This window comes from Nostoc sp., from assembly GCF_036918015.1.
Taxonomy (GTDB): domain Bacteria; phylum Cyanobacteriota; class Cyanobacteriia; order Cyanobacteriales; family Nostocaceae; genus Nostoc.
Genome location: NZ_JBALEO010000098.1, coordinates 309029 through 324862, shown reverse-complemented (window position 1 = coordinate 324862; position 15834 = coordinate 309029). Strand labels below are relative to the sequence as shown.

At 39.7% G+C, this 15834-nt stretch carries 14 protein-coding genes; 3 read left to right on the top strand and 11 right to left on the bottom strand.

Annotated elements, in window-relative coordinates:
- Together V7K61_RS32065 and V7K61_RS32060 are read right to left on the bottom strand one after the other, a co-directional pair.
- Positions 1-2055, bottom strand: a complete 2055-nt coding sequence (locus V7K61_RS32065) for an ATP-binding protein (protein ID WP_335059916.1) — start codon at positions 2053-2055, stop codon at positions 1-3.
- Positions 2056-2451: 396 nt separating this feature from the next.
- Entirely contained in the window at positions 2452-4497 is a 2046-nt protein-coding gene (locus V7K61_RS32060; protein ID WP_335059914.1) for an elongation factor G, read from the bottom strand.
- A gap of 266 nt (positions 4498-4763) precedes the next feature.
- Between V7K61_RS32060 and V7K61_RS32055 the strand changes: the two genes are divergently transcribed.
- The 3 genes from V7K61_RS32055 to V7K61_RS32045 all read left to right on the top strand — a co-directional run bounded on the left by V7K61_RS32055 (position 4764) and on the right by V7K61_RS32045 (position 6794).
- On the top strand, positions 4764-5687 hold the full coding sequence (locus V7K61_RS32055; protein ID WP_335059912.1) for a tetratricopeptide repeat protein: 924 nt from the start codon (positions 4764-4766) through the stop codon (positions 5685-5687).
- Positions 5688-5768: 81 nt separating this feature from the next.
- Positions 5769-6323 carry a phosphate-starvation-inducible PsiE family protein gene (locus V7K61_RS32050; protein ID WP_190240812.1) on the top strand — a complete coding sequence of 185 codons (555 nt, stop codon included), beginning with the start codon at positions 5769-5771 and terminating at the stop codon, positions 6321-6323.
- Positions 6324-6548: 225 nt separating this feature from the next.
- A complete protein-coding gene (locus tag V7K61_RS32045) occupies positions 6549-6794 on the top strand; it encodes a hypothetical protein (protein WP_335059910.1) in 246 nt (81 codons plus the stop codon).
- A 283-nt stretch (positions 6795-7077) separates the two neighbouring features.
- On the opposite strand, the gene V7K61_RS32040 is transcribed toward V7K61_RS32045, so the two are convergent.
- The 9 genes from V7K61_RS32040 to V7K61_RS32000 all read right to left on the bottom strand — a co-directional run bounded on the left by V7K61_RS32040 (position 7078) and on the right by V7K61_RS32000 (position 15834).
- Positions 7078-7905, bottom strand: a complete 828-nt coding sequence (locus V7K61_RS32040) for an Rpn family recombination-promoting nuclease/putative transposase (protein ID WP_335059908.1) — start codon at positions 7903-7905, stop codon at positions 7078-7080.
- A 126-nt stretch (positions 7906-8031) separates the two neighbouring features.
- The gene (locus tag V7K61_RS32035) at positions 8032-8961 is read right to left on the bottom strand and encodes a methylenetetrahydrofolate reductase (RefSeq protein WP_335059906.1); all 930 of its coding nucleotides are present in this window, start codon (positions 8959-8961) and stop codon (positions 8032-8034) included.
- A gap of 58 nt (positions 8962-9019) precedes the next feature.
- Complete coding sequence (gene trpS / locus V7K61_RS32030; RefSeq protein ID WP_335059904.1) at positions 9020-10030, bottom strand: tryptophan--tRNA ligase; 1011 nt, start codon at positions 10028-10030, stop codon at positions 9020-9022.
- Positions 10031-10581: 551 nt separating this feature from the next.
- On the bottom strand, positions 10582-10851 hold the full coding sequence (locus V7K61_RS32025) for a hypothetical protein (RefSeq protein ID WP_335059902.1): 270 nt from the start codon (positions 10849-10851) through the stop codon (positions 10582-10584).
- A 13-nt stretch (positions 10852-10864) separates the two neighbouring features.
- Positions 10865-11218 carry a DMT family transporter gene (locus tag V7K61_RS32020; protein WP_335059900.1) on the bottom strand — a complete coding sequence of 118 codons (354 nt, stop codon included), beginning with the start codon at positions 11216-11218 and terminating at the stop codon, positions 10865-10867.
- A 15-nt stretch (positions 11219-11233) separates the two neighbouring features.
- On the bottom strand, positions 11234-12265 hold the full coding sequence (locus V7K61_RS32015; protein ID WP_335059898.1) for an NAD-dependent epimerase/dehydratase family protein: 1032 nt from the start codon (positions 12263-12265) through the stop codon (positions 11234-11236).
- Between the two features lie 12 nt (positions 12266-12277).
- On the bottom strand, positions 12278-14122 hold the full coding sequence (locus V7K61_RS32010) for a hypothetical protein (protein WP_335059896.1): 1845 nt from the start codon (positions 14120-14122) through the stop codon (positions 12278-12280).
- 84 nt (positions 14123-14206) lie between these two features.
- The gene (locus V7K61_RS32005) at positions 14207-14785 is read right to left on the bottom strand and encodes a hypothetical protein (RefSeq protein WP_335059894.1); all 579 of its coding nucleotides are present in this window, start codon (positions 14783-14785) and stop codon (positions 14207-14209) included.
- Positions 14782-15834 carry an NAD-dependent epimerase/dehydratase family protein gene (locus tag V7K61_RS32000; RefSeq protein ID WP_335059892.1) on the bottom strand — a complete coding sequence of 351 codons (1053 nt, stop codon included), beginning with the start codon at positions 15832-15834 and terminating at the stop codon, positions 14782-14784. The genes V7K61_RS32005 and V7K61_RS32000 overlap by 4 nt, the downstream gene beginning before the upstream one ends.

Genomic DNA, 15834 nt, shown 5'->3' with positions numbered 1-15834 from the left:
TTACTCTATAATAAGTGTTAATTCTACAATAAATTCTGCTCCACCTAATTCACCCTTTGCAATTGCATCTACCGAGCCTCCCAGATCAGTTACGGAATCTCTCACAATTGTCAATCCTAAACCTGTACCATCTTCCCTAGTAGTTGTACCAGGTAGCCAAATTTCGTCTAATTTTATATTATGAATTCCTGAACCGTTATCTAAAACTTTAATTTTTAAATTAGTTCCTTCAGTTTCAGTTCTGATAATTACTTGACGTTCTTCTATACGTCCACCTTCAACATTAAAAGCATTTATAGCATTTGTTAAAAGATTTGTAATAATTGCTTCTAGCAAAGCCTCGCTTCCATAAATGCAAGGTTTAGTATCAATTTTTTCTTTGATAACTTGAATTTCACCTTCTTCAAAAAAACTTTGAAAAAGTGCGACGATATCATCAAGAACACTATGGACATCTACAACACCTGCACGACGTTTTTCTCGTTTCAACAGATGCAGTGGAAAATTGGAAAAGCGTTGTAATGACTTACTTACTTGATAAAGCTTTCTAACTGGTTCTCCGAAATATTGTTCATACTTTTCTTTGAGAATTTCTTTACCCTTTTTTTCTATTCTCTTAGCTATTTTTGCAATTGAAGTCACTGGTTTAGCAGATTCATGAGCGAAAACTGCTGCGGTTGTTCCCGCTGTAGCTAGACTGCGATACAACTGAAGGTCTTCACGTAATACCTTGGTTTCACGTTCTGTTACAGTTTCGTATTGCTGAACAGCTTCTAAGACTTTAGGACGAGATTCTTGAGGAACTTCTGCTTCAATAACTTCTTCAATTCTGGCTTTAGCTTCTGTAAGATCACGAGGAACTTGTTTCTTAATCCTTTGTCTTTGCGTTTCAGTGACTTTAAGCCTTTCTTTCGCCATCCATTCCAACACATCAATTGCGAAGCGTTTTAACTCTAGAAAAGCTTCATTTTCAATAAAACCAAGCCGATCAGTTTTCTGAAGTAAGATATCGTCAGGGTCATTAACAATTACTCTACCAATAACTGTTTTTGTTGAAGGACGAACCTCTGGATTTCTTGCTCGTGCATAATTTAAGTTCAACCAATCATCGTCCGAATCTCCATAGGGTTTTACCCGTAAACCTCGATGGTAGAGACGAACATTCCCTACTTGAGCAAGCCATTCTCTAACTTGTGTGAAAGAAACAGAAGTCTTTCTAGCTGAAAAAGTTTGAGGATTTAGAAAGAATACCCACAGTTCAAATTCTGTTCGAGGCGTTTTGTAAAGCTCTTGTTGAGAAATAGCACTATGTTTTGCATGAAAAATTACGTTCTTCTGCCAGTCCAGCAATCTTGCTTCAGCAATCCCAAATTCATTTATACTAGCTTGCAAATGATATTCGGCATCATCAAAGTAAGCATTGTTTACTTGTTTTTCAATTTCAGAAAATTCTGGAGCAATAAGTTTAAGGCTAAAACCTGCATGATTGTCAAATGGATCTGCTAGCAGTAAAAGTTCCTTAGCTAGTCTTTGGATATCACGTTTATTAAATGTCTTTTTAAGATTACTAACTATAATATCAGTTCCATACCGTTTATCTGTGCTACTTTTTTGGACATCAAAAGCAACATCTTCTACTACATCAGCTTCCTGAAAATCATCCCAATTAATCGTTAAAGAATATTCAACTCCTGGTTCATATTTAGGTCTAGTTTTTAAGAATACTTGAGAACCCATCTGTAGAGCGGCTAACCTACCTAATCCTTTATTACCTACAGGTAAGCGACCTAATTGAGTAACTTCACGGATAGCTTTTTTCGAGCGGCCTAGCACCAGCCATCCCTCGCTAATGGCATCTTTATCCATACCAACACCGTTATCTGAAATAATAATCAAGCCACCTATGGCGCTAGTTTTGATAAGTTCTACTGTGCATTCAGTAGCATCAGCATCATAAGAGTTCTTAACCAATTCGATGATTCCTTGGTCTGGATTTGGAATGAGTTCTTCTCCCAGCCTTTGCAGAATTTTGGGTGAAAACTTAAAATGCATCATTGTTTAGCTACAATCTCAATAATTTCTACTTGATTAATTTAATTCGCTATTATTTAGCGAAAAAGTCTAGTCTTATCTAAGGCCAATAACTCAGTAAGGATAAACAGTTGACATAGTGCAGTAAGCCATAGAGACTATTTAGCCTTGATTATCTACCTAAATTTTAAATCTTCCGCTTTAGCCTAGCAAACAAAACCTATCTTTAAGCGATCGCTAATATTCGCCTCGACGCAAGGACGCGCAGAGTTTTTTTGATAAGTGATTAAGCGCACATGATATTAATCCCTGCTTATCAATCGCAAACGCTACAAAAGAATAAAAATCTCCATAAAATCAAGGACATCCACAAGAGATGTCCTTAAATATAAACTCAATGGATTCTCAACAAATCCCAAACTACTTGCCGTTGCCGTTACCACCATTACCATTACTTTGAATAACACGTTCAGCAAGCTTTTCCGGTACTTCCTGGAGATGGTCATATTCCCAGTGGAAGGAACCAACGCCCAAGGTGAGCGATCGCAGCTCTACAATAAAATTCTGCATCTCTGCTTGTGGCAAGTATGCAGAGACATTATCCCAGCCTTGCCAATCATTTCTCCCCTCATAGCCTAAAATCTGCCCCCGTCTACCACTCAATAGTTGCAAAACTTTGGAGGTAAATTCACTCGGTGTGGTAACGTCTACCCGCAGAATTGGTTCTAATAGGGTAGGTTCCGCTTGGGATATCCCTGTTTGCATTGCCAATCGGGCAGCTTGTTTAAAAGCTTGTTCGGAACTATCAACGTTGTGATACGAACCATTAGTCAGAGTTACCGCCAAATCCACTATTGGGAAGCCCAAAGGCCCGTGTGTTAAAAATTCCCGCACGCCCATTTCTACGCCAGGAATGTACTGTTTCGGAACCACGCCGCCAACAATGGTTTCATTAAAGTTGAAACCTGTACCGCGTGGTAAAGGCTTGATTTCGAGAAAAACATCACCAAACTGTCCGTGACCACCGCTTTGATGTTTGTAGCGCCCATGAACTGAAGCCACTGTTTTGCGGATGGTTTCTTTGTAAGGCACTTGCGGTAAGTGGGTTGTCATTGGCAAGTTATATTTGCGGCGCAGTCTGTCTAGGGTGACTTGCAAATGAATCTCACCTTGACCCCAAAGAATTACTTCGTGGGTATCGCCATGTTGTTCCCAAGCAAGTGAGCAGTCTTCTTCTAACAACTTGGTAATAGCACTGCTGAGTTTAACTTCATCGTTTCGCTTTTCTGGTGTAATGGCGAGGGCATATACAGGTTCCAACTGTACAGCTTTAGGTAATTCCATCACCGACTGCTGTTCTGTGGAGATTGTATCGCCTGTCTTAATGCCTTCTAAACGGCTCAATGCGACAATTTCACCAGCACCAACTTCATTAACGAACTGCTGCTGTTGTCCCATGAGACGGTAAATTCCACCAGTGCGGATGCCATTGAGGACAATGCCATCAGTTAATTTGCCCCGCCAAACACGCACCAGAGAAAGTTTGCCACCTTGAGGAGTGTAGAAAGTTTTTAATACTTGTGCTAGAGGATCACCTTTGATGTTTTTTAAACGACGTTCTGCTGTGGTTTCTGGTTCGGGGGCTTCTCGTAACAAGGCTTCTAATAAAGGTCTAACACCATAATCTTGTTCTGCCACACCAAAGAAAACGGGCACTACCAAATCTGCCCCTAATTCCATTTTTAAATCTTTGAGAATTTCTTCTTGGGATGGTTCGATGTCTTCTAAAAGTTCTTCGAGTAAATGATCATCAAAATTTGCTAAGGCTTCGAGCATTTCTGCCCGTGCTGTATGTTCTTCTTCTTTTAAACTTTCGGGGAAGGGAATAGGGTCAGCAGGTGCGCCTGGATGATATTGATATGCCTGTTCGCTCACCATATCAATAAAGCCGGTAAGTTGTTCCCCGTTCATGATGGGGTATTGATGCGCTACCAGGGGACGGCTAGATACTGCTTTCAGGGCGTGTAACGTTTCTAGGACGTGAATATTTGCCCGATCCATTTTGTTGACGAAGACGAGGTGGGGAATTTCCCAATCGTCTAAGAATTTAAATAGAGGGGCAAGGGTGAGAACTCGTTCGCGGATGGGTTCGCAAACTACAATTGCTGCATCGACTCCTATCAAAGCATTGTAGGTTTCTTGGGCAAATTCTACGCTTCCCGGACAGTCAATAAAAGTGAAGCGAATGCCGTTATACTCAGTGCTAGCGGCGCTGACTTCTACACTCATGTGGCGATCGCGCGACTCGGCTGCACTATCTCCTACTGTATTGCTGTCCTTAATATTGCCTTTGCGGGAAATTGCCCCTGTGACAAATAACAAGCTTTCTAGTAAAGTGGTTTTTCCACTTAAATAAGGCCCGACAATTGCAACGTTCCGCGAACCCGATTTTACTTTTTCGTTCATAAAAACCTCCCTTGCGGTAATTCATTCATAACCGCATTATTCCGTAGATATCAAGGGATAAAAAATGGTTCTCTGGAGTCAAAATTACCCCTTCTTTAATTTGTTATTATGCTCCTTTTAATCGAAAGTTAAAAAAATTGTAGCCTGTCGTAAGATTTAGCTTAAGAAAAGTTAAGCATCAAAAATTTTTATGCTAAATCAAAAACTTTTGTAAAAAACTTTTTATCAAGTAAATTTAACTGAAAGTGTTGCGAGTCAGAAAATCAATGAGATTATCATTCTTTAAATATCGCATAGCAGGGTTAGTAAGTTTAACTTTGCTGATTATGAGTATTTCCTCCCCCTCTCTTGCTCTATCTCCTCCTGTCGCCTCAAAGCTAGCACAGTCTAATCCTAAAACTGCCGTAGACTGGTTAAACCAAGGTTTACAAGCAATTCAGGCGGGAAGGGTACAAGATGCGATCGCAGCCTTTAAACAAGCAACCAAACTAGATCCAGCATTAGCACCAGCGTATTATAATCTGGGGTTAGCACTCAGACAAACGGGACAATTACAACCCTCTGCGGATGCATTTTATCGAGCGACGCAAGCCGATCCGAAATTTGCTCCAGCTTTTGCTAATTTAGGCGGAGCGTTGTTAGAAGGGAATAATTTAAAGTTAGCTAACGATTATTTGCAACGCGCCTTAGAACTCGATCCCAAACTCGGATTTGCCCACTATAACTTGGGGTTAGTACGAGAACAGCAACGAGATTGCGAAGGAGCGATCGCATCTTTTAAAAAAGCTGTGCAGTATAGCAAAAACGCACCAGAACCTCCTTACCACATCGGGATGTGTTATCTCCAACAAGGTAAACTCGATCAAGCAAGAAGTGCATTTTATCAGGCATTAAAAATTAATCCCAAGTATCCAGAAGCTTTCTACAATCTCGGCTCAATTTTTTTTCAACAAAGTAAATTACAAGAGGCATTAGAGGCTTTTAGAAAATCAGCCGAAGCTAACTCTAACTATCCCAACGCTTATTATGGTGCAGGATTAGTTTTTATGCAGTTACAGCAATATGGAGATGCAGTACAAGTATTACAATTTGCTAGAGATTTATACAATGCTCAAAAAAATCCCCAGTGGGCGAAAAATGCCGAGCAATTGTTGCAACAAGCACAAAATTTAAATTACCAACCTCGCTGAGGCAGAAAAACTTAATATTGCATAACATAAAACTATTGGGTTGACTCGCTGGTGTTGTCTGAACTTGTCCCGATTGGAAAAATGTACATGCAAAAGCGCCAGAAAAGTCGATTTTTATTTAGCGATCGCTGGCTTGATCGGCAATCAATTGTTCGCAACATGGAAGCCTTTCAAGACTTAATTGTGATTGTTTTGTGTTTGGGTTTGTTCGCCGTCATGCTAATCCAATTGTGGGGGATAGCTATCGCCCTCACGCAGCCACTAGACTATAAACACGTGACTGCAAAAATACTATTTGTGTTGATTTTAGTCGAGTTATTTCGACTATTAATGGTCTATTTGCAAGAACATAGTATCTCTGTGGGAGTGGCAGTTGAGGTAACAATAGTATCTCTACTGCGCGAGGTAGTAGTTCACGGAGCGCTGGAAATTTCTTGGGTTAATACGCTTGCAATTTGTGGTTTGTTATTTGTTTTGGGTGGACTACTCGTGGTATGCGCTAAGACACCACACATGGATTGTATGAGCGCTAACACTAAGTTTTGTCCGGTTGTGTATAGGGGAGGTAGAGAACGCCAAAACGAGTTGGAATTACAGTATTCACGTCAATGTGATGAGAATCAACCGCTTGGATAAATTGTTATGAAAATGGGGAGTGGGAGAGACGTGATTAATCGCGTTTGTACTGGGGAGTGGGGAAAATACTTTTTCTTCACTCCCCACTCCTTTGTGTGAGGCTGTATCAGAAAATTATTTTTGCAAAGTACTTCCGACGTATTGAAATATACTCTTTTTGGAAGATGAATCGCTCTTTAAGGGTGAGTATAACGTTAATTAGAAATCCTAAAAGAGGTTCAAGCAATGGTTACAAATACAGGTAACGGACAATCTCAAACAGCGATTAGCGACTTGGAGTATGATTTTGTCACCGTTTTGCAGAACAAGGCTGAAGCTGTTAAAGCTTACGATACTTACATCAAAGATGCAGAAAAAGTAGGTTCTCAACCTTGTGTAGAGTTATTCCAAAAATTGCGGCAATCTGATATTGAACACGCACAAGAGATTCGCCAACATCTACAACAAGTGCTGCAACACGGTAAGATGTAACCCAGATTTTAAGTTCGTAGGCGTAAGCCCGTTGTAGACATCGCTTCTGGTTTAGCTAAAACAAAAAGAGGCGATCTCTAAAACAAGCTATGACGCTCTCTACGAGACGCTAAAAGCGTAGCTTGCAACTCTTACAGAGTACGCGGACTCGCTAACGCTTCTCTACGAGACGCGGCGCGTAGCTTGCTTCTCCGTTCGCGTAGCGTTCCGCAGGAAAGGAGTACCTATCGGCGTTGCACTTGCTAATTAAATTAGACGCAAGGACTGCTCACTATTCAGATGACTAATTTTGAGCTGCTTGCTGTACTTGCGCCACCGTTAAATCGAGAGCCACCGCCACTTGCTCTATACTCAATCCCAATGCCAACAATCGGGGAATAGCTTCTAACTTAGCTTCCTGGCGACCTTCCTGGCGACCTTCCTGGCGACCTTCCTGGCGACCTTCTTCTAAGCCGTCTTCCTTGATTGATTGATACATCCGTGTTTTTTTGAATTCGTCGTCTATACCCAACATTTCTGCTAACTCCTCTCGGCTTAACCGGGTAAATTTGTACAACAGAATAGTCTCTATCAATTCTACAATTTGCTTGCTGGTAGATTCATCTGCCAGTTGTTGCCTTGCTTGTAAAATCAATTCTCTACCTTTGTCAACGGCTGTCTCTTCTCTTTCGATAATTAATTTAACGATCGCAACTTGCAGTGAGTTCTCCCCTGTATCTAATTCATCCAGATAAATGCGTTGCACTTGTGAACTGTCTAGCAGCAATTGATATGGTAGCCGATCGTTTGGATCTAAACTTCGTTGCGGATAGATAACAACAGCACGCCAAAAATTGACTGATTCGTTTTGACGCAAGTAAAGGAAGATTTCGGCAAAGAAGCGTCTATAAAAATTTGCATCTAATTGAAACTGAACTTCAACAAAGTAAAGTGGTTGGTTTGTAGTTTCACTTGTGGGGATGAATACCCCATCAATCCTAAAAGTAGTTTCTTTTAGCTCGACTGAAACAAATTGATATGCGTTGACATTGGCAGTCGTGTCGCCAATTATGGCAAAAAATATGCTAGGAAAAGCTTGAAATAAGCTATAAAATATTTTGTCAGTTTGCACCTAGATTTAGTCAAGGGAACATTGGATATTGAAAGTCTATCAAAAATAGTGTAACCGCATCTGTTTCAACACAAAAAAAGCAGATAGGAATAACCATCTGCTTTAAGAAAAGATTCATTCTCTAATTTACATAGATACCAACTGATTCACTGGAGCAATCCCAGCCAAATCTAAAATTGGCGCGATCGCATCTTCTCGTTTCACTGCCATCATGTGTACACCCTGACATAATTGCCGTGCTATCTGCACTTGCTCGGCAGCAATTTTTATCCCTTCTTCAAAAGGGTCTTTGGCTTTTGCCAATCTATCAATAATATGTTGGGGAATATCTACACCCGGAACACATCTATTAATAAACTGGGCATTTTTTGCTGACTTCAACAGAAAAATTCCTGCCAAAATTGGTTTTTTATAACCAGCAGCAATCGTATCCATAAACTTTTCCAGTCGCTCAAAATCGGTAATCAACTGACTTTGAAAAAACTGCGCTCCAGCTTCTATTTTCCGTTCAAATCGACTTTGTAAACCCGACCAACTTTTACATTGCGGATCTACTGCTGCACCAACAAATAAATCTAAGGCTCCATCAGTCAAGGGTTTCTCATTAAAATCAACACCTTGATTCATCTTCCGAATCAGTTGCAGCAGTCGCACAGCTTCTAAGTCAAACACTGCTTTGGCATCTGGATGATCGCCTGCTTTTACTGAATCGCCAGTCAAAGCTAAAACATTACGAATACCTAAAGCATGAGCGCCCATCAAATCAGCTTGTAAACCGATGCGGTTGCGATCGCGGCAAGCAATTTGACAAATCGGCTCTATACCATTCTGTGACAAAATCACCGACGCCATTAACGAAGACATCCTTAACACGGCGCGGCTACCATCAGTTACATTGACGGCATGAACTCTCCCCTTAAGAGTCGCCGCCATTTGAATCATGTGCGCTGGATCTCCCCCCTTTGGCGGCGCTACCTCGGCGGTAACTAGAAATTCACCTGCTCGTACAGCTCTGCGAAAGTCATTTAAACCTGTGGGGCTGTGGGTGTGATGCATAACATTAAGCTGTTCAATTTCTTAAATGGTATAACAAATCACACCTAAAGGTGAAAACTTATAGAGGAAGAGAGTAGCCTAAAGCAGCTTTGACTTGTGATAAGGTTTGATTTGCGATCGCTCTAGCTTTTTCCCCTCCATCCCGCAACACAGACTCCAAATAGCTTTTATCCGCCGTTATCGAGTGATATTTTTCTTGGATTGGTTTTAGGGACTCAATTATCGTGTCTGTCAACAATGGCTTGAATTGTCCCCAACCCATATCCTGACATTCAACTGCCACATCTTCCTTTTTCTTCCCAGCAAGCAATGTATAGAGCGTTAACAAATTATTACACTCTGGACGCGCTGGATCGTCAAAAGTCAGCCCACGAATCGGATCGGTTTTACAACGCTTAATTTTGTATTGAATCTGTTCCGGTGAATCTAGCAAACTTATCCAGCTTAACTCTGAAGGATCGGACTTCGACATTTTGCGTGTACCGTCCGCCAAACTCATTATCCTTGCCCCTTCCTTGCGAATCAAAGGGTCTGGTAACTTCAGAACTGGTTGATCTGGTTTACCAAATTGGTGATTTAACCGAGCTGCAATATCCCGTGTCAATTCCAAATGTTGCTTTTGGTCTTCACCCACTGGCACTTTATCCGCTTGGTAAAGCAAAATATCCGCTGCCATCAGCACAGGGTAATCCAATAAGCCTGCACTCACATTTTCTCCCTGCTTGACGGCCTTTTCCTTAAACTGAATCATATCTTGCAGCCAGTTTAGAGGTGTAATGCAGTTGAGCAACCAAGTGAGTTCACTGTGGGCCGAAACGTGAGATTGTACAAAGATAGTGGAGTGATTTAAATCAAGACCACAAGCTAAATAGAGAGCAACAAGGGTGTAGGTATCAGATGCCAACTGTGTTGGTTTGTGTGGCACTGTAATCGCGTGCAAATCAGCCACAAAAAGGTAATTTTCGTATTCGCTCTGACCTTCTACCCAGTTGCGAATGGCTCCCAAGTAGTTACCTAGATGGTAATTGCCGGTTGGTTGAATTCCAGAAAGAACACGTTGCTTGCCCATAAATTCCAACTTAGTTATCTCAAATCCGCGCTATGTCAAGTGGCGATGTCTGGCGACAAGTTGCTTGCGCCTACGCAAAACTCATTTAATTTTGACATTTTCCAGGTCAACTCGCCGTTATGGGATGAGAGATTTTAACTCAACTCCAATTGCTATAGAAACTTTGCTAAAGTCAGTAGACCGAAAAGTTAGTTCTGTGATTGCTCTGTGATGAATACGTGGAAACCTAATTGTTGTCTGAAAAGCTGTAATTTATGATACAGTTTTTGGAAAAAGCGTTGACAAATATTACATAAATATAACTAATGATTTGGATACAAAGGTAAGGGTAGCTCTCGCACCACAAGATTGTTCTGGTACAGTAGACCGCAACTATGGGGTAGCCTGCGAAATTTGTTTACCATCTGGGTAATTTTGGTTGATTTTTGTCGCTAATCAATAAGCCCATCTTATCATTTATCGCAGATGAACACCTTTTGTCCATTCCTCTAAAAATGGTATCATACACTACTATTTTTTAGCGATCGCAGAACTTTTAGGTCTACTGAAAGTCAGTAGATCGAAAACTTTTGGAAGTTGACGAAATAATAAGGGTTGCAGCCGTCGGTTTTGAAACTGGCAATCATAGCCAGTTGCGATCGCTCTGAAGTCCACCCAGAACGAAAGTTCTTGAAACGCAGATTAAAAGCTGATTTCGGCTCCTGGTATATCCAAGCGGAAATTAAGGACTGGTAAGGCTTCTGGAAAACTTTTCGGTCTACTGAAAGTAGGCAGACCATTTTTGGAACCACACATAGACAAGAATGACTGACCTTTTCCATATCTTTTTTCCTATCAGGAGCTGGACATGATAATGATTCCAGCTAGAATTACCCCTAGCCCAACGTATTGGTTAAGCCCAAGGCGTTCCCCAAAGAAATAATTCCCAGTAATGGTAATCAAAGCAAATCCCATTCCCGCTAAGACAGGATAGGCTGCTGAAACTGGCAATTTATCTAATGCTTTGGCGAATAGTACGACGTTGATGCCATAGAACACTAACCCAGCAATCAACCAAGGGGAAAAGAGCAATGACAGTAAGCCGGGATCTGGGGCTTCGAGGCGAGATCGTTTGAGGAGCAAATTTCCAATACAGGTATTAATGCCAGCAATGAAGACTAAACCCCATGCACTCAAAGTAAAGTTCATATCAATCAAACCTGATTAGGAAAATTGCTTGACAACCCACAATAGCTTTTCTTTCACTGGACGACGATGAGCTGAACCTGCTTTCTCTGCCGCAAGCTGGTCATAATTTTGCCTAAACCAGTCATAGCTTTCGCGGAACATTTCAGCGTTAGAGTATTTAGGTTTCCACCCCAACTCCAGTAGGGGAGTGACATCAAAGTGGAATGCCTTATGATAGGTTAGATAATGCCAGGGAGCCAAAGGACTTAGACCAAGCCAATCCAGGACTCTGAGGGTACTAATCGTTAGCCACGCTGGCAAACTTTTAACCTTTGAGTCAGTGCCTGCATATTCAATCAGATTCTCTAAACCTTGGCGGAGTGTACTGTCGCGATTTGTGCCGACATTGTAAATTCCAGGTTTGCCTCGATCTAAGGCCAACATATAAGCATCCATCAGGTCGAGAGCATGGACAAATTGGAATTGAACATTACCACTGCCAATAACGTAGACGTTTCTGCCCTCCTGAATCCATTCAAATAAAATCTGAAAAATGCCCAGTCTTCCTTCGCCAAGAATTGTACGCGGACGAATCACAATCAGTGGAAGATTGGCTCTTTCACAAATCTTACGTACAGCTAATTCGCCAGCCAGCTTTCCCTTACCATAAATTTCTATTGGGTTGGTTAGGGTTTGATTAGTAATTGGGCAAGTCTTAGGCACTCCAAAGATGGCACTGGAACTCATGTGGATGAAACTCTGTACTCCAGCTTTTACGGCTTCTTCAGCCGCAATCCGACTGCCTTCAACATTAACTTCCCAAAATTTACTACCTGACTTTGTTAAGGGAACGAGAGCCACATTGTGATGCACAACATCTACATCGCGCATAGCTGCTGCCACACCATAGCGATCGCGGATATCACAGTAAATAAACTCAATTTCTCTAGGACGGGTTGGGTCTTCCCAAATATCCAGAATTTTTACTGATTCACCACGTTCGTAAAGGCGTCTAGCAATTAAGTTGCCTAAAAAACCAGAGCCACCAGTTACAAGATGCTTAGTCATTGAGAAAGCCTACTAGGAACAGTTGTATTGAATTTTCTTTTGCGAGTTATATAAATAACTAAAATACTTTACATCTATTTCTCTAGAATTGAGAAGCTGGAATTCAAATTTGTCTTTGAGATGGTTGATTAGTAAATCACTACTATCTTTACGGACGAGGTATGAGATTGCTTTTCCATTAGTTTGTATTAGAAAAACATCATAGTTTATTATAACCTTATTCATGTCGCCAAGTATGTTCCATTTCTTATCAGTTTCCGTATACCCATACTCAGTTGCAAAATTTTCTTCAACAGTATGAAAGCTGTATTCCTCTGAGGGAAACCAAAAAACCCAATGGATATTAGGACGTTTTTCTAAAAATAAGTATTCATTATTTCTTACTTTAAAGCTATTACAAACTTTAGATTTAGCTATATCTCGATTTGTATAACCCCATAGGTCAAGAACAGGTCTGTCGATCATTAAACCAAAGGTATTGATCTCGGAAGCTGAAATTGAGAAATGATTAGGCAATATTTTTTCTGTAAGTGCTCCAGCAAATACATTGTCAGTTCTATTAAAACTATATTTGGAAGTATGATTTACTTGCTGTATTCCTTGCTGGAGGGATGTAAAAAAAAGAAAAAACATCAGGCAGATAGGTAAGAAGTGAATCTTTGTTAAGTAGTGTTCTTCTATATATAGATTAATTAATGGTTTACACCTTGTAATTGTTACTAATAACAGTAGAACTAATGTCACTTCAAAACTAAGCCAATATCTTGAATAAATATCTTCAGTAAAGTCACCTATTGTAGCTCTTGTAAAGTTATAGAATACAAAGATTAAACTAGTAAACATTGTATATGTAATTAAAATGTTAATTATCTCATTTTTTTCGAGCCAGCTATGCTTCTTAATTCCTAAATATACAAGTAATACTAAAACCAAAAATGCAACACTATTTAAAGGTGCTCCCAGCCAATTTGAGATATTGTCTAAAAACAAAGATTGGTTAAACATTGGCAGCATTGAAAGTTTAAATGATTTAAACAAAATTGGTGTTGGAATAAAATGACCATAGAATTTATAAAATAAAAATAGATATATAAGTGTAGAAAATAAAGGAAGTAAACTTATTAATATGTAATGAATTTTAGAGTAAAATATTCTTTTTCTTCTTAAAGTAAGAGTAATAGTTGCAATGTTAGTGAAAGACCAGAGAATTCCATCTGGACGAATAAGCGGCAATAAACCTGAAACCAAAAGCGAAAATATTAACTTATTTTTTAAATAAAAATAGATTGAAATTAAGAACAAAAGTGATAATAGACTATTTCCGAAGCCACTAGAGAATATTGAGATTATTGGAAAACTTAAGGAAAAGCAAGAGAGTAAAATCAGGTTATTTAAAAAGCATCTAGTTAATTTTAATTGCCAGATCACAAAAATATGTAACCATCCAAAAATCAATGAAATTAAAAAATTTCCAAGTATTAAACTAGATTGTGATTTTGCAAAAGGTGTATGGAGAAGATAATATAAAACTTCTACAGTTCCATCTATCATCATGTCTGGTGACATAGAAAATTTTCCGAAGTGATAGAGGTTATAAGGATGTTCTAAGTTTACTGCTACTTCATCGAGAATTCCAAAAGTATTAATAAAAGTCCCGATATAAATGATACTTGGAATTAATAAAGATAATAAGTTATCAATTTTATTCTCTTCTTTTTTTATTCTATACGCTAAATAAAAAAATGTTAAAGCTAATGAAACAATCCATAGAACTATACCAATGTTTTTAGATGGAAAAAGATTAAATATATCTTCTACTATCTGTATATTGCTTTGAGACTGTAATTGATAAATCATCCCTATCTCCTTAAAAATGCAATCTCATTCGTTTAACAAAAGTGTAAAATTTATCAAATATTTTATCGAATTAACAGGAAGTTTCTATTTCCTCAATGACATCCATAAAAACCACCTCATCAAATCATAGAAAGTTCCGAACATCTCGTAGAAAATCTGAATGACAAAATAGTCATAAAACCACAAGCGGCTAATAATTATTCTAGAAACTTTCTCAGGACGGCAGCCAACGGTCTGCTGTACGTTAAAACCACAAAGTCGAAACAGCAACCAACTCCGAAATAAATGTGGCGCATTGCAGTACAAAGTCACTTCTCCCAGAGGCCAAAGCCCCTGTTTTTGTAACCAAATGCGTAAAAGTCTTGCATTATCAAATGTGTCCAGATAAGCACGATCGTGGACATTAGATGGAACAAATACATTTAAATTCGGTCGCTGACTTAATAAATACTGAACAGCATACTCCTCCTCAGAGAACTCACAGCCAAAAGAATTTCCAGGTGATATAAAAATTGATTCATTAGCAGGAACAGTCTTAAGCAGTCTGTCTAAAACGGCTTCAAAATAGTCAGACAAACAACATTTTCTTCTTCCTGGTTCCACAACATAAGCTAATCCCTCAGTGACAACAATGTGAGAAACCATTAAGTTTTGATACCTCATTGTTGCTCAAATACCCACTTTAAACTCCGACGCATCCCTTCTTTTAAAGTTACCTGTGGAGTATAACCAAGCTCTCGTTGCGCTTTCAAAGTAGAGCAAACAATCGTTTTATTCATTTCTGAAAGAACATGAATTTTCTGGTGATAAAATCCAGTTTTCTGGACTAATGCATCAAGTATTAAAGCAATTTCACTGAGAAAATCTGGCAACTTTAATCGTTTATGTACGCATTTTTGGTTAAACTGTGACTCTAATAAATACTCAACCGTATCAATGATTTCATTCATCGAGTAAGGGTGTTTATCGGCAATCCAATAAATCTGACCGTTTGCCCCTTCAACGATCGCTGCAAGAATTAATCCCTGACAGAGATTATCCATATAGGCCATTGATCGCAGATTCTTTCCATCACCCACAATTGGAGCTTTCCCATCTCGGATCATTTGAAAGAAAAGTGTTTGTCGAGGTGGTTGATTTGGCCCATAGAACCACGGTGCGCGAATCAGAACAGTTTCGATTTGCCTAGCTTTTTGGCGCTCTTTCACTGCTACTTCCATCAGCATCTTAGAGCGACCATAATTCATGTAGGGATTGTAAGGCGACTCTTCATCAAATAAATGGTCAGGGTGAGGATTACAGCCACAGGGAGAGTTAGAAGAGACAACAACAGCCCGTTTAACTCCTGAGCGAATAGCAGCTTCTAGAAGATTTTTAGTGCCATCTACATTGACTTGATAAAATTCTGCCACCCGTTTCGGATGAATCATGCCTGCTGTATGGAACAAAATAGCTCCCTTAGCGCCCTGGCAGAAGCGATCGCAATCTTCAGGGTTACGCAAATCTCCAGTGACAATTTCAAGACGTTCTGAAAGTTTTTCCAGTATTGAACCATCTTGACCTGGTAGAATCAGGCAGCGAATTTGCAGATTTATTTGGGGCTGACTCAAAGCCTCACAATCTGCCAGTCCATTAACTAAAGCTTTGATTAGGCTAATCCCCAACCAACCCAGCGCTCCAGTCACCAATACTATATTTGTGCCAAAATTCAT